Source organism: Streptomyces sp. TP-A0874, from assembly GCF_001748085.1.
Taxonomy (GTDB): Bacteria; Actinomycetota; Actinomycetes; order Streptomycetales; family Streptomycetaceae; genus Streptomyces.
Map to the genome: position 1 here is coordinate 155,354 of NZ_BBZK01000009.1, position 20,525 is coordinate 175,878.

Sequence of the window (20,525 nt, forward strand, 5' to 3'; positions counted from 1 at the left end):
CGACCGCCGGTCGGTTTGAACGACTATCCAGGCCGCCTGTGGACAACTCTCGGCAGCGGACCATCGATTCGGAGGAAGCTGAGGCCCACACCCAAGCCAGGACGGGGGCCTGTCATGCATCCGATGCTCAAACCGGCGCTACGGCGCGGCTGGCGGAACCGGCACACCGTGCAGTTCGGTGTCGCACCCGCACACGCGGTGGTGCTGGGGCCGGTGGACACCGCGACCGGCACCTTCCTCAACCTGCTCGACGGGACCCGCGGCCTGCCGCTGCTGCGGGCTGAGGCCGAGGGCCTGGGGCTCTCCACCGAGCAGGTGCGGGAGTTGCTGGAGCGGCTGGAGGCCGCCGGGCTGCTCGACGACCCGACGGCGCCCGCCTCCCAGGGTCCGACCCCGAACCCCCGGCCGCCCGGCCGGGAACCGTCCGGTGGGCCGGAACCATCCGGCGAGCGGGAGCGACTGCGGCCTGATCTGGCCTCCCTGTCCCTGGTCCATCCCGAGCCCGGCGGCGGCCTTCAGCGGATGGCCTCCAGGGCGGAGGCGCGGGTGGCGGTCCATGGTGCCGGCCGGGTCGGGGTGAGCGTCGCGGCGCTGCTCTCCGCGGCCGGGGTGGGGGAGGTGGACGTGACCGACGGGGGCCGCGTCGAACCGTCTGACGTCGTCCCGGCCGGCTTTCCCGCGGCTGCCGTCGGCCAGCGGCGGGACACCGCGGCCGGCAGGGCCGTGCGGGCCGCCGCCCCGGGCCGGCGCGGGGCGCGCCGGGAGCGGGCCACGGGCGAGCGGGCGGAACCGGGGCGGTCGCTGGTGGTGCTGGCTCCCCGGGAGGGGCTGGCCGCCTACGCGCCGGACCCGGTAGCCGTCGAGCCGCTGCTGGCCTCGGGGACCCCGCACCTCTACGCCGGTGTGATCGAGGGGACCGGTGTGGTGGGGCCGCTGGTGCTACCCGGGGGTTCGGCGTGCGGGGGCTGTCTGGAGGAGGAGCGGGCCGAGCGTGAACCCGGCTGGCCCCTGATGCTCGCGCAGTGGCGCTCCGGTCGCCGTTCGGTCGTCCAGGCCTGCGATGCCGCGCTGGCGACGGTGGTGGCCGGGGTGGCCGCGTCGCACGCGCTCTCCTTCCTCGACCAGCAACTGCCGCCGTCGGTGGGAGCGCGATTGACCTTCGCCCTACCGGGTCTGGAGTGGGAACCGGAGCGGATCGCCCCGCACCCCCGCTGTCGCTGCGGGGCCGCCGCTCCGGCCCCCACCCCTTCTCCCCCGGCCCCGGCCGGAGCGGGGCGGCTCTGAGCGAGCCGCCCCCTCGACCGGTCGAGCCGCGCCGCGGTCCTCCGCGGGGCCACGATCCGGGCGGACCGCGACGCAGCGGAGGGTGGTGGCGCGGACGCTGGTGGCGTTACTGCATCAAGGCCACGGCCAGCGCGCGGCGGGCGCGTAGCGAGGCACGTTCCGCGCGCCTCCGCATACGCCGGGCCGCGGCCAGGCGCGTGGCCTGACGTTGGGAATCGGCCTCGTGCAATCTGTCGTGCATATGAGCACGGGCCAGGGCTTCTGGGAAGAGTTGCATCTCTCGGTTCCTGTTCGGTCGCGTCATGGCCGCGCTGTGGTCGGTGAACTCGGTTGCGCGGATGGCCAGGGGGTCGTCGTGGGCGGGCTTCATCGTCGGGACCTGCTTCTTCGGGTCATGCGTCAGGGGACGGTCGATCGTGCCGGCGGCGGTGGGGAGCGCTCGGGCCGTCTGTCGGGCGAAGGTGCTCATGCCGCGACCGGGTTCTTGCGCGGACGGCCGCGGGGCCGCTTCCGCGGTACGACCACCCCTTGGACGAAGAGCTCCCCGCCCCAGACACCCCAGGGCTCGCGCCGGTCCTTGGCCCCCGCGAGGCAGGCCTCCCGCAGCGGGCAGCTCTGGCAGAGCGACTTCGCGTACTCCACATCGGCCGGCGACTCGGCGAAGAAGACCTCCGGGTCGTAGGAGCGGCAGGGAACGGCTTCCCCCAGTCGCTCGATCTCGTCGTCGAGAGCGGTGAGCCGGGTCGGTTGAGCCAGCGGGGTCAAGGGAGTCTCCAGGTTGTCAGGCGGGTGGATCGCGGAGTCGTGCGCGGCGGACGGAGCGTGCGCTGAGCGGTGCACGGTGGTCTCTTCCTCGTCTGTCGGCCCGGCCGGTGTGTGCCGGGATGTTGGTCGGTGCCGGGAGGCTTCCGATCTCGTCGCCGATCTGCGCAACGAAAAGGGCCGCGGATCCCGGTTCGGGTTCCGCGGCCCTGGAAGGTGCCGACCTGACGATTCGTCAGGCTGGATCTCTCCAGGGTTCAAGGCCACGGAAGGCCCACTTCGGGTGCTGCTTGACCGCTGCGGACGAAGCGGTGGCGGAAGAGCCGCCGATCGGCGTCCGCCGCAGTTCGACACCGCTGGCCGGAAGCGCATAGGCCGCTTCCGGGGCGGCCGCTACCGCCACCGGTGCCAGGAATCGCTCATTGCCCATGAGGACCCCGCGATCGAAAAGACCCGTTCCGGCAGCGTTGGCCCCATTGATGCCGCAAGGCATGGAGACGCCGGACAGGCAGGCGACGGCCTCACGACCGCTCAGTTCGGTGATGCTGATCATGGGAAGCGCCTCCTCTCGGCGTCTCGGGGCTGGTCGGAGCCAGCCTTGGTCTCTTCGGTACAGCAGAAAACAGGTAATGCGGCAGAAGAACAGGCTTGGAGAAGCAGCTCGCCTTCTGTGTTTGGAAGGCTATGGGGATCGCGCGGAGATACGCAAACCATTTTCTCGACGAGTTTCCGTCAGCTCCCGGATCAGGTGTCCGTGTCGGTCGCACCGCTCTCCGCAGCGGTCCCGCCGGCGCTCTCCCTCTCGTGTGCCACCGGCTCCTCCCCCGCGCAGAGCGCCAGCACCTCGTCCCCGAACCGGTCCAGTTTCCGCCGTCCCACACCGGCGATGAGGGCGAGTTGGGAGGCGTCCTCGGGCACGGCCTCGGCGATGGCCATCAGCGTCTTGTCGGTGAAGACGCAGTAAGCGGGCTGGCCCAGTTGGCGAGCCCGCTCCAGCCGCCAGTCACGGAGCCGCTCGTAGAGGGCCTCGTCCAGGTCCGAGGGGCAGCCCTCGCAGCGCATCAGCTTCATCTCCCCCGCGTCGGTCAGGCCGCGGCCGCACACCCGACACCGCAGCGGGCCCCGCTTGCGGCGCCGACCGCCCGCCCGGTCACCGTTCCCGCCGCTTCTGGCGCCGCCCCTGGCTGCCGGCCCCGAGCCGGCGCCCGGTACCAGGCCGCTCAGGAACCTGCTGGGCCTCCTGCCGGCCCGCCCGCCCGGCGTGCGCGACAGCGACCAGGACAGCGTCAGGTGGGCTCGGGCTCGGGTGACGCCGACATACAGCAGCCGACGCTCCTCCTCGACCTGCTCGGCGGTCTTGGCGTGGGTGATGGGCATCATGCCCTCACTGAGGCCGACCAGGAACACCGCGTCCCACTCCAGCCCCTTGGCGGCGTGCAGGGAGGCCAGCGTGACCCCCTCGATGGTCGGGGCGTGCTGTGCGTTGGCGCGTTCGTCGAGTTCCGCCACGAGGTCACCGAGCTTCGCCTCGGGCCGGGCACGGCCGAAGTCCTCCGCGAGCCGGACCAGGGCTGCCAGCGACTCCCAGCGGTCCCGGACGGCCCCGGACCCCGCCGGCGGCTCGGTCGTCCACCCCTTGGTGCCGAGCACCGCCCGCACCTGTGCGGCCAGCCCCACCGTCTCCTGGAGCAGCGGGTCGTTGTCGCCGGCGCGGGCGGCGCCGCGGAGCGCCACCCCGGCCTCCCGCACCTCGGCCCGTTCGAAGAACCGCTCGGCTCCCTGGAGCTGGTACGGCACCCCCTGGTCGGCGAGGGCCTGCTCGTACACCTCGGACTGTGCGTTGATCCGGTAGAGCACGGCGATCTCCCCGGCCGACACACCCGACTCCAGCAGCTCGCGGATGCCCCGCGCGACGCCTTCTGCCTCGGTCGGCTCGTCGGGGTACTCGACGAAGCCCGGCTCGGGGCCGGGGTCGCGTTGCGAGACCAGCTCCAGCCGCTGCTCGGCGCCCCTGCCGACGGCCTGGCTCAGCAGACCGTTGGCCAGGTGCACCACCTGCGGGGTGGAACGGTAGTCGCGGACGAGTCTCACGACGGTGGCGTCGGGGTGCCGGGCGGGGAAGTCCAGCAGGTGCTCGGGGGTGGCACCGGTGAAGGAGTAGATGGTCTGGCTGGCGTCACCGACCACGCAGACGCTCTCCCGACCGCCCAGCCAGAGCTCCAGCAGCCGCTGCTGGAGCGGGCTGACGTCCTGGTACTCGTCGACGACGAAGTGCTGGTACTGCTCACGCACCCGGTCCGCGATGTCCGGGCGGTCCTGAAGCACCCCGACCGTGAGCAGCAGGACGTCCTCGAAGTCGATCGCCCCCCGGTCACGCTTGAGCTGCTCGTACGCCCCGTAGATCCCCGCGGTCTCGGCCGGGTCCCGGGGGGCCTCCCGGCCGGAGTCGGCGATGGCCTTCGGGTACTCCTCGGGCACGGTCTGAGTGACCTTCGCCCACTCGATCTCGCCCGTCACATCCCTGAGTTCGCTGCGGTCCAAGCGGATCCGGGAGCGGGCGGCGGCCTCGGCGACCAGTTGGACCTTGCGCTCCAGCAGCCGGGGCAGCTCTCCCCCGACCGCCCTCGGCCAGAAGAACTGAAGCTGCCGGAGGGCCGCCGAGTGGAACGTCCTGGCCTGCACCCCGGCGGCGCCCAGCTGCCGCAGCCGGCCGCGCATCTCCCCCGCGGCGCGGTTGGTGAAGGTGAGCGCCAGCACACTCCCCGGCTGCATCACCCCGGCCCGGATGCCGTAGGCGATCCGGTGGGTGATGGCCCGGGTCTTGCCGGTGCCCGCCCCGGCCAGCACGCACACCGGGCCGTGCAGGGCCGTCGCGACCTCGCGTTGCTCGGGGTCGAGCCCCTCGAGCACCGCGTCAGCGCCCTGTGGGGCGTCGATCAGGACTGGGAACCGGGCTGCTGAAGTCACCCCGCCATGCTGCCAGGTCCGCCGAGGCGACCGGGACCGTCGTCCACAGCCGGTGGCGGGCGGTCATACGAAACGATGGCCGGGCGAGCGGAATTACCGGGGGCCCGGGGCCGTTGACATGATGCCGGTGGTGTCCCGACACCCGGAGCCCGGGCTTCCGTCCGGATCGCCCGTGGTGCCCTCGGGACGCCGCCGTCGCCATGGACCGCACGCCACCGTCCCTGAAGGAGCACGAGACCTATGCCGGGCACCGTCACGATGTACAGCACCACCTGGTGTGGCTACTGCCGCCGGTTGAAGAGCCAGATGGACCGCGAGGGCATCGCCTACACCGAGATCAACATCGAGCAGGACCCGGAGTCGGCGAAGTTCGTCGAGCAGGTGAACGACGGCAACCAGCTGGTCCCGACCGTCCTGGTGGTCCCGGCTTCGGGCGGCGAGAGCGTCGCCATGGGCAACCCGAGCCTCGCCCAGGTCAAGCAGGCGCTCGAGGCCTGACCTCCTCGCACACGAACCCCGGCGGCTTCCGGGGCGGAGCATGCGCGCGGGGAGGCCGCCTCAGCGGTCTCTCACCGCGATCCCGAGCGCCTGGGCGAGCACGGGGGCGAGATCGAGCAGTTGCGCACTGCTGATCGTCGCCCCCCGCAAGGCCTCGTGCCCCGCCTCGATGTCCAGTCCGGCGGCGTCCCGCAGGTCGACGCCGGCCATCCGCGCGTCACCGAACCGCACCCGCTCCAGGGTCGATCCGGGAAAGTCGACGCCGGTCAGTACCGCACCGCTGAGGTCCACGTCACGTAGCAGGCAGTCCACGAAGGCGACGTCCCGCAGGTGCGCGCCGCGGACGTTGACCGAGTCGAACTTGCAGTTGTGGAAGGTCACCCGGCGCAGCCGGGCGCCGAACACCTGGACCCCGGCGAGGGCAGCGGAGTCCACCTCGGCGTCCAGCCAGTCGGTCTCCACCAGGTCCGTGCCCACCCAACGCACCGCGTGCAGCCACACGTCGTTGAACCGCGCCCGCCGGAACCGGCCTCCGGTGAAGGTCACCGAGGAGAACGCGCACTCGAGGAAGGTGCTGCCGCCGCAGTCCGCGTCCTCGAACCGGCCTCCGTCGAAGTGCCTGCTGTCGTGGCCCTGCTCCCGCTCCAGCCGCCCGCGGAACGGGCTGAGGTGTTCGGCGTAGGGCAGGTCGGCGAGTTCTCGGGGCATCGACTCGACGGGCCTTCCTCGGGGGCGTCCGGTGGGCCGCCCACCGTACCCGGGCCTCCCCGGTGTCAGCGCGGCAGGCCGGCGGGCAGCGGTTCGCCGTACCAGAGTTCGATCAGCCGGGCGGCGATGGAGATCCCGCTCGGCGGGAGCACCTCTCCGGAGCTGAACGCTGCCCGCAGCTCCGCTCGGGAGAACCAGCGCGCCTCGTGGAGCTCGTCGCCGTCCACCTCGATGTCGGAGGATGTCGCGCGCGCCATGAACCCGAGCATCAGGCTACTCGGGAACGGCCAGGGCTGGCTGGCGACGTACTCGACCTCCCCGACCCGCACCCCGGCCTCCTCCGAGACCTCGCGGACCACCGCCTGTTCGATGGACTCCCCCGGCTCGACGAAGCCGGCCAGCGTCGAGAAGCGCCCCTCCGGCCAGTGCACCTGGCGACCGAGCAGCGCCCGGTCCCGCTCGTCCGTCACCAGCATGATCACCGCCGGGTCGGTGCGCGGGTAGTGCTCCGCGCCGCAGGCCGGACAGCGCCGGACGTGTCCGGCCGCCACGATGACCGTCCGCTCGCCGCAGCGCGAGCAGAAGCGGTGCAGCCGCTGCCAGTTCTCCAGTGCGACGGCGTGCGCCATCAGCCCCGCGTCGCGCGGTGACAGCAGCGCGCCGGCCTCCCGCAGCCCGGCGGCGCGGGCCGACTGGTCCAGCCGCCCCGGCAGCGAGTCCTTCTGCAGGGCGAAGTAGCTCACCCCCTGCTCGTCGGTGCCGAGGAAGTAGCGGTGGGTCTCGGTGGGCGGGGCCTCGAACGCCGGGGTCATCACCAGTTCGGTGCCGTCCCCGGTGTCGTCCACCAGCACCTGTCCACCGCTGACCACGAAGACCCGGGTCGACGGGTGGCTCCACGCGGCCGCGAGCCAGGCCTCGTCCAGTCGGTGCCGGGCCGCGCGGTCGATCCCCCCGGTCCGGGTCAGCGGTACGGGCGGCACGGGGATGTCGTCGGTCGGGGTGGTCACGGCTGCTTCCTGCTCACTCGCGGGGCGTGGACGTATCGGTCAACTACGGCGGCCCGGGCTCCGGTGATCTGCTGTTCACCCGGCGACCGGATCCACCGCCTGCGGTCGGCGGCGGTTTCAGGAGCCCGGTCGGAGGCTGTCGGCCAATCCGTCCCACAGGTAGGCGGCGGCCTCCGCTCCCTTGGCCAGCAGATCGACCTCCACCTTCTCGTTCGGGGAGTGCCAGCCGTCGGAGGGCACCGAGACGCCGAGGAACAGCACCGGGGCGTCCAGGGTCTCGTGGAGGTCCGCGGCCGGCCCCGACCCTCCCTCCCTGGTGAAGAGCACCCGCTGCTCGAAGGCGCGCTCCATGGCTCCCACGACGGCGCGGAGCGCCGGGTGGTCGAGGGGGGTGAGGCAGGGCTTGGTGGCGCCCCAGAAGGTGATCTCGTGCCGGATGCCGGCGGGGAGCCCGGCGGCGACCCAGTCCCGCACCGCCTGCTGCACCTTCTCGGCGTCCATCCCGGCGACCAGACGGAACGACAGCTTCAGTTGGGCGTGGGAAGGCACGATGGTCTTTCCGCCGGGGCCCTGGTAGCCCCCCGACAGACCGTTGACCTCGGCCGAGGGACGGGCCCAGATCCGTTCCAGGGTCGAGCGGCCGTGCTCTCCGAGCGTCGCCCGCGAGTGCGCCGACTCCAGCCAGGCGGCCTCGTCGAACGGCAGCTCGGCGAAGAGGGCCCGCTCCTGGTCGGTCAGCTCGATCACCCCGTCGTAGAAGCCGGGGATGGCGACCCGCCGCTGCTCGTCGTGGAGCGAGGCCGCCAGTCGGGCCGCCTCGGTGGCAGGGTTCGGCACCCCGCCGCCGAAGGAACCCGAGTGGATGTCCTGGGCCGGGCCGTAGAGGTCGACCTGGCAGTCGGTGAGCCCCCGCATCCCGGTGCAGACGGTCGGGGTGTCCTCGGACCACATCCCGGTGTCGGAGACGAGCACCACGTCGCAGGCCAGCCGCTCGGCCCGGTCCCGCACCAGCGCCGGGAAGTTCGGCGAGCCGGACTCCTCCTCTCCCTCGATGAGGAGCTTGAGGTGGACGGCGGGGGCGGTGCGGCCGCTCGCCGCGAGGTGGGCGCGCACCCCCAGGGTGTGGAAGAGCACCTGCCCCTTGTCGTCCGCGGCGCCGCGCCCGTAGAGCCGCCCCTCTCGGAGGGCCGGCTGGAAGGGCTCGGTGTGCCAACCGTCCGCGAGGTCCGCGGGCTGCACGTCGTGGTGACCGTAGACGAGCACGGTCGGGGCGTCCGGATCTGCGGCGGGCCAGTGCGCGAAGACCGCGGGCGCACCCGGCGTCTCCCACACCTCCACCTCGGGGAAGCCGGTCTCGGTCAGCTTCCCGGCCAGCCACTCGGCGCTCCGCCGGATCTCCGGGGCACGGCCCGGATCGGCCGAGACGGAGGGGATCGCGAGCCACTCGACGAGATCGTCGAGGAAGGCGGAGCGGTGTTCGGCGATGTAGCTGCGGATGGCGGGGTCCGGACTGGCGACGTTCATGCAGTCGAGCCTAACCGCCGCCCGGCCCCGCTACGACCGCCCGTCTCGGTCCCCGCCGAGCAGGACGCGCTCCAGCTCCGCGCGGTCCGGGAGTCCTTCGGGTCGGACCGCCTCGCCGGTGCGCACGTACAGGAAGGTCGCGGTGACGTCGGAGAGCGGCAGACCGTGCTGCTCGGCCCAGGCGAGACGGTAGACGGCGAGCTGGAGCGGGTCGGCGTTCTGGCTGCGGCCGGTCTTCCAGTCGACGATCTCGTAGCGGTCTCCGGTGCGGTAGACCGCGTCGATCCGCCCGCGGATCACCCTGCCGGCCAGCGCGGTCTGTACCGGCACCTCGACGCGGTACGGGGTTCGGTGGGCGTACGGGGTGCGGCTGAACGCCTCCTTGAGGGCCTGGAGGTCCTCCTCGTCCGCGATGTCCGGTTCGCTGCCCGCCGGCAGCTCGTCTGGGTCGAGCATGGGGAGCGCCAGCTCCTCGAAGCGGGATTCCACCCAGGCGTGGAAGCGGGTGCCCCGCCGGGCCGCGGGGCGCGGCGGGGCGGGCATGGGGCGGGCGAGTTCCCGGGCGAACGCGTCGGGATCCTCAGCCAACCGCACCAGCTGCGATGCGGTCAGCGCGGCCGGGACGAGCACCTCGCGCTCGGTCGACCTGGACCGGCGCAGTTCGTCGGTGAGCGCCGCGAGGTCGCGGTCCCAGGAGGCGATGGTCCGCAGTTCCTCGGGGGTGGGCGCCTGCTGCTCATCCTGGGAGACACCCGGCTGCGCGGGCGCTGTGGCGGCTCCGGACGGCTGCCCGCCGGGGCCGGCCTGCGGTTCGCTCCGTTCGGTGCCCGGGGAGGGCGCTTCCTCCCCCGCCCCGGTCTCCAGGTACCGCAGAACCGTCCGGGCCGCGTTCCGCCGCCGGGCGAGGGCCTGCGGGTCGAGTGGCAGCGGCCACGGCTGGGCGTCGAGCCGGTCCTGCGGTCCGGCCGCCAGCGCCGGATTCTCCTCGTCTGTCCCGGGGGCGTCTGCCCAGGCCTCCACCTCGCCCCAGCCGCTGTCCTCGCAGTGCTTCCTGAGCTCATCCAGGAACTCCGAGGGCCCGCGCGCCTTCTTCTGGGTCGGCCCCCACCAGTGCCCGGAACCGAGCAGCAGCGAGCGGGGCCGGGTGAAGGCCACGTAGCCGAGCCGGCGCTCCTCGGTGGCCTGGTGAGCCTTCATGCCCTCCTTGAACGCCTTCATCCCCTTGGCGTTCCACTCTGCGAGGTCCGGCAGGCCGGACGGCGCCCGGTCCGCGGACGGTTCGCCGGCGTCGCCGCGCAGCGCGTGCGGCAGCACCTTGGCGTTGGCGGTCCACAGGTCGCGCGGCTGTTCACTGGGAAACTGCTTGCGGACCAGGCCGGGCAGGGCGACGACATCCCACTCCAGGCCCTTGGCCTTGTGGGCGGTGAGCACCTTGACGGTGTTCCCGGTGCTCGGCAGGGCGTTGTCGAGCCCTTTCTCGTGGCGGGCGGCGGTCCGCAGGAAGCCGAGGAAGGCGAGCAGCGTCGCCTCGCCGTCGAGCGCGGCGAAGGAGGCGGCGACGTCGAGGAAGTTGCCCAGCGTCTCCCGGCGGCGAGCGGCCAGCGCCCCGGGCGAGGCGGACAGCTCCACCTCCAGACCGGTGGTGGCGAGCACCCGGTGCAACACGTCCATCAGCGGATCGGCCAGCGAGCGCCGTAGTTCCCGCAGCTCCGCCGCGAGCCGGGCGAACCGCACCCGGGCCGCCGCCGAGAACGGCAGGCCGTCCTTGGGTTCGTCGGCTCCGAGGAAGGTGTCGAGCGCGTCGGCGAGTGAGACGCTCTCGGCCGGGTCGACCCCTTCCACCGCGGCGGCCAGCCGCCGGTCCGGCTCCTCTTCCCCGATGTCCTCCGCGGTACGGACGAGGGTGCGGGCCCGGTGGCCGAGGAGCGCCAGGTCCCGCGCCCCGATCCGCCAGCGCGGGCCGGTCAGCAGCCGCACCAGCGCCGCGTTGGCCGTCGGGTCCTGGAGGACCTCGCAGACCGCGACGAGATCGGCCACCTCCGGCAGGTGGAGCAGCCCGGACAGGCCCACCACCTCGACCGGAACCTCCCGATCCGTCAGCACCGCCTGAATCTCGGCGAAGTCACCGGCCGTGCGGCAGAGCACCGCGATCTCACCCGGCGGTGTGCCGGTGCGTATCAGATGTGCCAGCGAATCGGCCAGCCAGGCCAACTCCTCGGCGTGGGTGGGGAACAGGGCGCACCGTACGGTGCCGTCCTGCTCGGCTCCGGGTGCGGGGCGCAGCGCCTCCACCCCCTGGTGCATCTCCCGCAGCCGGGTGGCGAGGTCGTTGGCGAGGTGGAGGAGGCGGCCACCGCTGCGGCGGTTCTCGCTCAGCGCGAAGCGCCGGGCCAACCGGCCGTCGGCCTGCGGGAAGTGCGCGGGGAAGTCGTCGAGGTTGGCCACCGAGGCGCCGCGCCAGCCGTAGATGGCCTGGCAGGGGTCGCCGACCGCGGTGACGGGGTGGCCGGTCGGGTGTCCGAAGAGCCCGGAGAGCAGGATCCGCTGGGCGACCGAGGTGTCCTGGTACTCGTCCAGCAGGACCACTCCGTACTGTTCCCGAAGGAGCGCGCCGACCTCCGGGCGGCTGCGGGCCAGGGTGGCGGAGAGGGCGATCTGGTCGCCGAAGTCGAGCAGGTCGCGGCGGCCCTTCTCCTCTCGGTAGGCGCCGACCAGCTCCAGGAGTTCGAGGCGGGCGCGGGAGACCTCGGGCACCTTCCGCAGGTCGCCGTTGGTGAGCCGTACCCCCTCCAGGGTCTGCAGCAGTTCGCTGTCGTAGCCGCGGAGCCGCTCGGGCGGCACCAGGTGTTCGGCCAGTTCCCCGTCGAGCGCCAGTAGGTCCTCGACGAGGGCGGGGAGGGATTTGGTGAGCGCCGGGTAGGGGCCGGGCGCGGTGCGCAGGACCTGGGCGGCGAGCTGGAAGCGGGTGGCGTCGGCGAGCAGTCGGGCGGTGGGTTCCAGCCCGATGCGCAGCCCGTGTTCCTTCAGCAGTTGTCCGGCGAAGGCGTGGTAGGTGGAGATCCGCGGTTCCCCGGCGGGTTCGGCCGCCTCCTCGGGCGCTCTTCCGGATCCGGCCACCCCGGCCTTGAGCAGGGCCTTGCGGACGCGTTCGGACAGCTCCCCGGCCGCCTTGTTGGTGAAGGTCAGCCCCAGCACCCGTTCCGGTGGCAGTTGCCCGGTGCCGACGAGCCACACGACGCGGGCGGCCATCACCGTGGTCTTGCCGGAGCCCGCGCCGGCCACGATCACCTGGGGGGCGAGGGGCGCGGTGACGCAGTCGAGCTGCTCGGGGGTGAAGGGGATGCCGAGGAGCTCCCTGAGCTGCTCGGGCCGGGTGATACGGGCTGCCACACGAGCGAGGCTAGCCGCGACCGGTGACACCGGAACGGGCGGGGCAACGCGATTCGGGATGTAACGCCCCCGGCTGAGGGGTGTCAGGCCCCCCGGCACCGGAGCCCCGCCCCTCAGGGAGGACCCGTTCCGGGCCGCCACTTCGGACTTGCCGGGACGACGCACCGGCGCCCCGGCTCCTGACCGGAGCGCCCCTCCGGCGGAACCGCTGACGGCGTTGTCCGGGGGCCCGGGGCACGGGGCACGGGCCCGGTCACCCCACGCTCGGCGGCAGCGCGACCGTTCTGCATGGGCATGCCGCTGTGGAAGAATGTAGAAATATAAACGAGGGGGCCATATGAATGAGCGACAGGTTCGCAGGATGCTGCGGGAGATGGCGAGCGGGGAGCCGGTCCTGGTCCGCAGCCCCATGGCTTCCACGAAGAAGCTCGCCCAACTCGCCTTCATCGCCCAGCAGTTCGGCTACGAGTACGCGGACGCCCGCCAGGGCGGTGGCCCCCAGGGCAACGGACTGCTCATGCTCATCGTGCCGGACCCCGGTCCGGAGGCCCAGGCCCGCGCCGCGAAGAACTGGGCCCGGTACCCGAACGCGCACGACGGGGAGTCGCTCCCGCCCCTGGTCCCCGAGGCGGTGGAGCTGCTCAAGGCCCGGATGAAGTTCGACCTCACCAGCCAGTTCACCGACGGCCAGCGGTATCTGGTCGGCGGGATGGTCTTCACCATGCTGGGCCTGAGCATCGGCCTCAAGTTCCGCGACAACGTGACCGCCATCGTCGTCATCGCCATCGTCTGGGCCGCGCTGATGGCCCTCCTGCCGCTCGGGAACTCCTACAACCAGCGCTACGCCGCCAAGTGCGCCGCCCGGCTGCGAGCCGCAGGCTTCCAGCCGGTGACCGACGAGAGCGGGCGGCTGCGCTACGTGCCGCGGGGCGGGCAGCTCCCCGGGCACGGCAACCCCTTCACCGGGAAGGTGTAGTGCCGCGTCCAGCCGGGCTCGACCGCTGAGGGGCGCGGTAGCCGGCCGTCGCGACATCCTGCCGTCACTCCGCTCTTCCGTCACTCCACGATGTGGTGCCCCTCCGGCTGGGCGGAGCAGGAGGCACGGAAGGCGCACTGCCGGCACTGTTGTCCACTGCTGGGATCGAAGCGCTCGTTGAGCACCCGGCCCGCGGCGCGGGCGAGCAGCTCACCGGCCCACTCGCCTTCACCCGCCGCCGTCTCCGCCCCCGGTTCGGGCGGGGGCGGCAGCGCCTGCTGGGCCTGCACCGCCGGCAACTGGTCACCGCCCTCGCTCCCGGCCCCCAGCCGGAGATGGACGAGCTCGGCCCCTCCTGGCTCGGGACGGCCCCCGAAGACCCCGTCCACCGCACCCTCGCCGACCGCCAGCTGGTAGACCGCGAGCTGCGGGTGGCGGGCCACCTCGCCACCTCCGGGCTTGGTCTTGCCGGTCTTGAAGTCGACGACGTAGGCCCGTCCGTCGGCGCCCCGCTCGACCCGGTCCATGCTGCCCCTGATCCGCACCGTGTAGCCGCCCGCCCCGAGCGTGACGTCGAACTCGTGCTCGGTGGCGACCGGGGTGCGGCCGCCGCGGTCCATCACGTGCCAGCGCAGGAAGCGTTCCAGGGCCGCGCGGGCGTTCTCCCGCTCCTGCCGGGACTTCCAGGGCGCGTCGAAGGCGAGGGCTTCCCAGACGGAGTCGAGACGTTCCATGAGGACGGCGAGATCGGCCGGGGCCCGGCCGGAGGCCACTTCGTCGGCGAGTACGTGCAGCACGTTGCCGAACCCCTGGGCGGCGGTGGCCGGCGGCTCCGCCCGCACCTCCCGGCTGAGGAACCACCGCAGGGCGCAGCCACCGCCGGCGAGCTGGTCAAGGGCGCTGCCGGAGAGCAGGACGGGGCGCTCCGGATCGCGTAGCGGGCCGGGGGCACGGGTCGGCTCCAGCAGGCCCCACCATCGGTCCGGGTGGGCGGCGGGCACCAGCGGCTGCCCGTCGCCGGGGCCTCCGCTGTCGTCGCGGAGCGCGGCGAGCCGGGCCAGGCGGCGGGCCGCGGCGTCCCGGAGCAGGGGGGACGCCTGCGGATCGACGGTGGTGGCCCGCAGCTCGGCGACGAGCGCCGCCACCGACAGCGGACGCCGCGGCCGGTGGGTGACGTCCACCGGCTCGACCCCGAGTTCGGCGAGGAAACGGGACGGCTGGTCGCCGTCGTCCGCGGGGGCCTTGACGGCGGTGACCACGAGCCGTTCGGCGGCACGGGTGGCGGCGACGTAGAAGAGCCGCCGTTCCTCGGCGAGCAGTGCGCCGGGGCTCAGCGGTTCGGCCAGTCCGTCGCGGCCGATCCGGTCGGCCTCCAGCAGCGAACCACGGCGGCGCAGGTCCGGCCAGAGTCCCTCTTGGACCCCGGCGACCACCACCAGTCGCCATTCCAGTCCCTTGGCCCGGTGCGCGGTCATCAGCCGCACCGCGTCCGGGCGCACCGCTCGGCGGGTGAGGGTGTCGGCGGCGATCTCCTGCGCCTCGACTTCCGCGAGGAAGTTCAGCGCGCCCCGCCCCCCGGTCCGCTCCTCGGCTCGCGCAGCGGCCTCGAACAGCGCGCACACGGCGTCGAGGTCACGGTCGGCGTTGCGCCCGGCGGCGCCGCCGCGCCGGGCGGCCCGCTCCAGTCGGCCGGGCCAGCCCGTGCCGTCCCAGAGCTCCCAGAGCGCCTGTTCGGCGGTGCCGCCACCGGCCAGGAGTTCGCGGGCCTTGCGGAGCAGCAGACCGAGCTGCCGGGCGCCGCGGGTGTACGCCGGGTCGTGCGCCACCAGCCGCTCCGGTTCGGCGAGCGCCTCGGCGATCAGGACGTCCGAGGGACGGGGCAGCGTGCGCCCGGCTTTCCGCTCCTCCTCGCGCAGCGCCCGCCCCAGTCGGCGGAGGTCGGCGCTGTCCATGCCGCCGAGCGGGGAGGCAAGCAGCGTGAGGGCGGTCTCCACGTCGAACAGCGGGGGCCCCGGGGCGGGCCCGTCGCCCGGTCGGTCGCCCGCACCGGCGGCCTGCTCGGCCGGGTCGGTCGGCGCGTCCGCCCCACCGGCGGCGCCGCCACCGGGCCCGCGCTCTTCCGCCGCCTCGCCGTCGGCCGCCACCGGGCTGCGGAGCGCCGACGGCAGCGCCGCCTCGGCCACCGCGCGGAGCGCCGTGAGCAGCGGTGCCACCGCCGGTTCGTGGCGCAGCGGCAGATCGTCGCCGTCGACCTCCAGTGGCACTCCCGCGGTGGTGAGGGCCCGGCGCACGGCCGGTATGGAGCGGCCCCCGGCGCGGACCAGCACCGCCATGTCGCTCCAGCGCACGCCGTCTTCGAGATGGGCGCGCCGCAGGATGTCGGCGATGTTGTCGAGCTCGGCGCCCAGCGTCGGGTAGGTGCGGACCTCGACCCCGCCGCCGTCCCGCACCGCGGTGAGCCCGCGGTGGGCGCGGACCGCCGCCGCCGGCAGCCGGGTCAGCGGCATGCGCTGGGCCACCAGCCTGGTCGCGGTGAGCAGGGCGGCTCCGGAGCGCCGGGAGGTGCGCAGGACCTCGACCGGGGCCGGTGAGCCGTCCAGCCGGGGGAACTCCTCGGGGAACCTGAGGATGCCGCCGACGTCCGCGCCGCGGAAGGCGTAGATCGACTGGTCGGGGTCGCCGAAGACGACCAGTGTCCTGCCCCCCGGAGAGCGTCCCCGCTCCGCTCCCCCGGAGGGGGCCGCGCGGGGTGCACGCCGTCGGACGGCCGCCGCCCGGGCCGCCCGGCCGTTCCCGGCCAGGGCCTGGAGCAGCCGTACCTGGGCGGCGTCGGTGTCCTGGTATTCGTCGACGAAGACCGCGTCGTAGCGGGCGGCTATGGCCGCCCCCGTCTCCGGTTCCTCGGCCAGCAGCACCGCCCGGTGCACCAGTTCGGCGTAGTCGAGGACCCCCTGGGCGTCCAGCACGTCCAGGTACTCGGCCAGGAAGGCGGCGGCCGCCGCCCAGTCCGGCCGCCCGGTGCGGCGGGCGAATGCGCCCAGCGCCTCCGGGCCGAGCCCCAGCTCCCGGCTGCGGGCCAGCACCGCGCGGACCTCGTCGGCGAAACCGCGGGTGGTCAGGGAGGCCCGCAGCTCGTCCGGCCAGCGGACCGCCTCCCGCCCGGCCCGCTCCAGCTCGGCCTGTCCGGCGAGCAGTTCACGGACCACGACGTCCTGCTCCGGGCCGGAGAGCAGCCGCAACGGGTCGTTGAACAGCTCGGTGTCCTGGTGGGACCGGACCAGCGCGTAGCAGAAGGAGTGGAAGGTGGTCGCCTGCGGGGTGCGCCGGCCGCGGAGCCGGGCGGCCATCCGGTCCCGCAACTCCCCGGCGGCCCTCCGGCTGAAGGTGAGCACCAGCAGCCGCTCCGGGTCGGCGCCCTGTTCCACCCGCGCCGCAACCGCCTCGACGAGTGTCGTCGTCTTCCCCGTGCCCGGCCCCGCCAGCACCAGCAGCGGTCCCTCGGTGTGCTCAACCACGGCGCGCTGCTGTGCGTCCAGCACAGGAGGGTCGACAGCCTCCGGTGGTGTGCGCACCAGGCGGTAGGGGCCCGGAGCGGGCGTGCGCGCCCGCCCGTGCGGGGAGAAGGGCGGAGAGGAGGAGCTCACGTGGTTCGCCGGTCCTGGAGGTTGTGCTGGTTGTCTGCCGGCCGCGCGCTTCGAGCGGCGACCGCGTGGTGAGTGCGTGCTGGGCGCACCCTGTCGTCGCGGGACGAAGGGGTCCGGTGCCGCCCTCCCCCGGCTGCCGGTCGAGGGTTCCGCACGCCGTGTCGCCGGGAGCCTCCGCACACTTTCGGTACGGGGACGGCCCGCCGCCTCACGACCTACGGTCCGCTCGGGCGTGCGGTCCGAGGCCATGGGCCGGTCCGTGCGCCGGGCAGGCACCGAACGCTACGCCGAGGGCTTGGCCCGGGCCAGCGGACGGCGCCCCGGATCTGGCCGGCACTCCGAACGGGTGGCCGGTCCCCTGCGGATCGGCAGCATGGCGGAAGCTGTCAGTTGTGACCCCCTTCGTGTCCGTCACCGTCGGCGGAGCGAGCCTCTGCCGGGCCCCCGTCCCAGCGGGCCCGGGCCATGTCGATCCGCGGTGTGCTGCCGCGTGCGGCGGGGCCGGCCGCTCGCAGCGGCGTCCCCTCCGCACGGTAGCGGGCCAGTGCGCGTCTCTCGCTACCGACCAGCGGCACGCCGTCGGCGCGCACCACGCGCCACCAGGGGACCGCGCCGCCGTAGCGGGCCATCACCCGGCCGACCTGGCGCGGCCCGCCCTCGCCCAGCCACTCGGCGATGTCGCCGTAGGTCAGGACCTTGCCTGCCGGGATCAGCTCGGCCACTTCCAGCACCCGGTCCGCGTACTCCGGGTACCGGGGTGGCACCTCCTCGGGTGCGGCGGCGGTCCGCGCGTCGGCCGCCCGGTCCGGTCCACCGGTCCCGCCCGCTCCGCCGGCCCCGGTCCAACCAGTCATCCGAGACATCCTGCACCATCCCACCGACAGCGGCTCCGACCAGGCCGTTCTCCCCTTGCCCCGGGCGGCGGCACCGCCCCGCGAACTCTCGATATGCACCCTGATGTCCCACCTCCGGGTCCGGCCATGCCACCATCTTCCAGGCGGTGACTGGTGATACGAGACCACAAGAACGAGGCCGAGCAGCAGAGCGGGGAGCGTCCACGAGGGGCTCCCACCTCTGACAGTCCGGCCTGCCCGGAAACCGACCGGTCCCCGCACGCCGGCGCCAACGGCTCCACCGACCACCCGGACCACCCGGCCGCCCCGCCCGACGACCGCGGCCACCGGCCGGAGGACGGAAGCACCGGGAGCCACCGCGTCACCCAGGTTTCCAGCGACGAACCGCTGCTCTCCGCCCGGGTGCACCGCCCCTCCGACCTGGTCCGGCTGCTGGTCGGAAGCCTGGCCATCGCCGTGGTCCTCGGTATCGCCGCCTTCGCCCACGGCACCACCTCCGGGCTGGAGGAGGACATCGGCAAGGGCACCCAACAGGCCCCCTCACTGCTGGTCAGCTTCGCCGGATGGGCCTCCAGCGTGGCCGTGCTGCTCGTGCCGGTGGTCTTCGCCATCGAGCGCCTGTTCAAGCGGGACGGGATCCGGATCGCCGACGGCGTGCTGGCCGCGGTACTGGCCCACGGGGTCTCGCTCGGCACCGACCTGTGGGTCGCCGAGAGCGCCCCGGCCTCCATCCGGGACGCGCTCACGCAGCACGCGCCGAACGGCTCGGTCACCGACCCCGTGCACGGCTACCTCGCGCCGGTCATCGCCTACATGACCGCCGTGGGCATGGCCCGCCGCCCGCGCTGGCGGGTGGTGCTCTGGTGCGTGCTGCTGCTCGACGCCCTCGCCGTGCTGGTCGGAGGCTTCTCCACCCCCTTCTCCATCATCGTCACCGCCCTGATCGGTTGGACGATCGCCTACGGCACGCTGTACGCGGTCGGCTCCCCGAACGTCCAACCGACCGGCCAGAACCTGCTGGCCGGCCTCCGCCGGGTCGGTTTCCGCCCGGTCACCGCGCGCCGCGCCGAGGACCTGGACAGCGCCGACCGCGACCGGCAGGACCGCGGCCGCCGCTACCAGGTGACCCTGGAGGACGGACCACCACTGGATGTGACGGTCGTCGACCGCGAACAGCAGGCGCAGGGCTTCTTCTACCGGGTCTGGCGCCGACTGGCGCTGCGCGGCATCACCCAGCGCCGCAGCCTGCAATCGCTGCGCCAGGCACTGGAGCAGGAGGCGCTGCTCGCCTACGCGGCGATCGCCGCGGGCGCCAACGCGCCCAAGCTGATCGCCACCTCGGAGCTGGGCCCGGACGCCGTCATGCTGGTCTACGAGCACACCGGCGGCCGAACCCTGGACTCGCTCGCCGACGAGGAACTCACCGACGAGGTGCTCCGCAGCGCCTGGCGGCAGGTGCGCGCCCTCCAGTCCCGGCGGATCGCCCACCGCCGGCTGGTCGGCGACGCGATCCTGCTGGACTCCTCCGGCCGGGTCATCCTCACCGACCTGCGGGGCGGCGAGATCGCCGCCGGCGACCTGGTCCTGCGGATCGACATCGCCCAGCTGCTGGCCACCCTGGGGCTACGGGTCGGCGCCGAACGCTCGGTGGCCGCCGCGGTCGACGTGCTCGGCCCGGACGCCATCGCCGACAGCCTGCCGATGCTGCAGCCGATCGCGCTGAGCCGCAGCACCCGCGCCACGCTGCGGCAGCACGCCAAGGCACGCGCCCAGCGGGAGCGGGAAGCAGTGCTGGAGTCGGCGCGGAAGAAGGAACACACCGGCGGCGCGACCTCCGTCCCGGCCGACCGAAGATCGGTGCGGGCCGAGAAGAAGGCCATCGACGAGGCGATCGAGGAGGCCCGGGAGGAGGACCTGCTGGCCCAGATCCGCCACCAGGTGCTGCTGGTCCGTCCACAGGCACCCATCCAGCCGGTCCGGCTGGAGCGGATCCGGCCGCGCACCCTGGTCACCTGGATCGCGGGCGCCTTCGCCGCCTACTTCCTGCTCTCGCAGCTCACCCATGTCAGCTTCACCCATGTGGTCGCGGAGGCGAAGTGGGGCTGGGTGGCGACCGCGGTGCTCTTCTCCGGCCTGTCGTACTTCGGGGCGGCGTTCAACCTGCTGGGCTTCGTACCGGAGAAGGTGTCGTTCGTCCGCACCGTGATGGCGCAGGTCGCCGGCTCCTTCGTGAAGCTGGTGGCCCCGGCCGCGGTCGGCGGGGTGGCGCTCAACACCCGCTTCCTGCAGCGCTCCGGGGTGCGACCGGGGCTCGCGGTCTCCAGCGTCGGGGCGTCCCAGCTGGTCGGCCTGGGCGTGCACACCACCCTGCTGCTGGTCTTCGGCTATCTGACCGGCACCGACCGGACGCCGACGCCGTCCCGAACGGTCATCGCCGGACTGCTGACGGCGGCGGTGCTGATGCTGATCGTCACCGCCGTACCGGCGCTGCGGAAGTTCATCGCCACCCGGTTGCGATCGCTCTTCGCCGGCGTGGTGCCCCGGATGCTCGACGTCATGCAGCGGCCGCAGAAGCTGCTCACCGGGGTCGGCGGGACGCTGCTGCTGACCTTCGCCTTCGTGATGTGCCTGGACTCCTCGATCCGGGCCTTCGGCGGCGACCTGGGCTACGCCAGCATCGCGGTGGTGTTCCTGGCCGGGAACGCGCTGGGCTCGGCCGCCCCGACCCCCGGAGGAGTGGGCGCCGTCGAGGCGACGCTGACCCTGGGCCTCATCGCGGCCGGTCTCCCCAAGGAGATCGCCACACCCGCCGTGCTGCTCTTCCGGCTGATGACCTTCTGGCTCCCGGTGCTGCCCGGCTGGCTCTCCTTCACCCATCTCACCCGTAAGGGCGCCATCTGAGGACCGCTCC

The 20,525-nt window shown here is 73.6% G+C and carries 13 protein-coding genes and 1 pseudogene; 4 read left to right on the forward strand and 10 right to left on the reverse strand.

All coding sequences use genetic code 11. The features are described from left to right. Positions 1-114 precede the first annotated feature (114 nt). Entirely contained in the window at positions 115-1,284 is a 1,170-nt protein-coding gene (locus BGP73_RS16630) for a ThiF family adenylyltransferase (RefSeq protein WP_069815629.1), read from the forward strand. Between the two features lie 106 nt (positions 1,285-1,390). Here BGP73_RS16630 and BGP73_RS16635 read toward each other — a convergent pair whose 3' ends face one another. From BGP73_RS16635 to BGP73_RS16650, 4 genes are all read right to left on the reverse strand, one after another. Then, positions 1,391-1,753, reverse strand: coding sequence for a hypothetical protein (locus BGP73_RS16635; RefSeq protein WP_069815631.1), 363 nt, complete (start codon positions 1,751-1,753; stop codon positions 1,391-1,393). Next, positions 1,750-2,124, reverse strand: coding sequence for a WhiB family transcriptional regulator (locus tag BGP73_RS16640; protein ID WP_069815633.1), 375 nt, complete (start codon positions 2,122-2,124; stop codon positions 1,750-1,752). Before BGP73_RS16640 ends, BGP73_RS16635 begins: the two co-directional genes overlap by 4 nt. 157 nt (positions 2,125-2,281) lie before the next feature. Beyond that, a complete protein-coding gene (locus BGP73_RS16645) occupies positions 2,282-2,599 on the reverse strand; it encodes a hypothetical protein (RefSeq protein WP_069815635.1) in 318 nt (105 codons plus the stop codon). A gap of 191 nt (positions 2,600-2,790) precedes the next feature. Then, positions 2,791-5,013 (reverse strand): ATP-dependent DNA helicase UvrD2, encoded by a 2,223-nt coding sequence (locus tag BGP73_RS16650; RefSeq protein WP_069815637.1) that lies wholly within the window; start codon positions 5,011-5,013, stop codon positions 2,791-2,793. A 240-nt stretch (positions 5,014-5,253) separates the two neighbouring features. Between BGP73_RS16650 and BGP73_RS16655 the strand changes: the two genes are divergently transcribed. Continuing rightward, positions 5,254-5,511, forward strand: coding sequence for a mycoredoxin (locus BGP73_RS16655; protein WP_069815639.1), 258 nt, complete (start codon positions 5,254-5,256; stop codon positions 5,509-5,511). A 60-nt stretch (positions 5,512-5,571) separates the two neighbouring features. On the opposite strand, the gene BGP73_RS16660 is transcribed toward BGP73_RS16655, so the two are convergent. From BGP73_RS16660 to BGP73_RS16675, 4 genes are all read right to left on the reverse strand, one after another. Continuing rightward, positions 5,572-6,219: a pentapeptide repeat-containing protein gene (locus BGP73_RS16660; protein ID WP_069815641.1), complete on the reverse strand. Its 648-nt coding sequence runs from the start codon at positions 6,217-6,219 to the stop codon at positions 5,572-5,574. 65 nt (positions 6,220-6,284) lie between these two features. Next, positions 6,285-7,226, reverse strand: a complete 942-nt coding sequence (nudC, locus tag BGP73_RS16665) for an NAD(+) diphosphatase (RefSeq protein ID WP_069815643.1) — start codon at positions 7,224-7,226, stop codon at positions 6,285-6,287. Positions 7,227-7,343: 117 nt separating this feature from the next. Next, complete coding sequence (locus tag BGP73_RS16670) at positions 7,344-8,750, reverse strand: M20/M25/M40 family metallo-hydrolase (RefSeq protein WP_069815645.1); 1,407 nt, start codon at positions 8,748-8,750, stop codon at positions 7,344-7,346. 30 nt (positions 8,751-8,780) lie between these two features. Beyond that, positions 8,781-12,140 carry an ATP-dependent DNA helicase gene (locus BGP73_RS16675; RefSeq protein ID WP_069815647.1) on the reverse strand — a complete coding sequence of 1,120 codons (3,360 nt, stop codon included), beginning with the start codon at positions 12,138-12,140 and terminating at the stop codon, positions 8,781-8,783. Positions 12,141-12,477: 337 nt separating this feature from the next. Here BGP73_RS16675 and BGP73_RS16680 point away from each other — a divergent pair. Further along, a pseudogene (locus BGP73_RS16680) lies at positions 12,478-13,101 on the forward strand (hypothetical protein); the annotation flags it as partial. Between the two features lie 95 nt (positions 13,102-13,196). Here BGP73_RS16680 and BGP73_RS16685 read toward each other — a convergent pair. Both BGP73_RS16685 and BGP73_RS16690 read right to left on the reverse strand, forming a co-directional pair. Beyond that, positions 13,197-16,760 carry an ATP-dependent helicase gene (locus BGP73_RS16685; protein WP_069815651.1) on the reverse strand — a complete coding sequence of 1,188 codons (3,564 nt, stop codon included), beginning with the start codon at positions 16,758-16,760 and terminating at the stop codon, positions 13,197-13,199. Positions 16,761-17,146: 386 nt separating this feature from the next. Beyond that, entirely contained in the window at positions 17,147-17,614 is a 468-nt protein-coding gene (locus BGP73_RS16690; protein ID WP_107474062.1) for an MGMT family protein, read from the reverse strand. Between the two features lie 153 nt (positions 17,615-17,767). On the opposite strand from BGP73_RS16690, the gene BGP73_RS16695 reads away from it, so the two are divergent. Beyond that, positions 17,768-20,515 (forward strand): lysylphosphatidylglycerol synthase transmembrane domain-containing protein, encoded by a 2,748-nt coding sequence (locus tag BGP73_RS16695; protein WP_069815653.1) that lies wholly within the window; start codon positions 17,768-17,770, stop codon positions 20,513-20,515. Positions 20,516-20,525 lie beyond the last annotated feature (10 nt).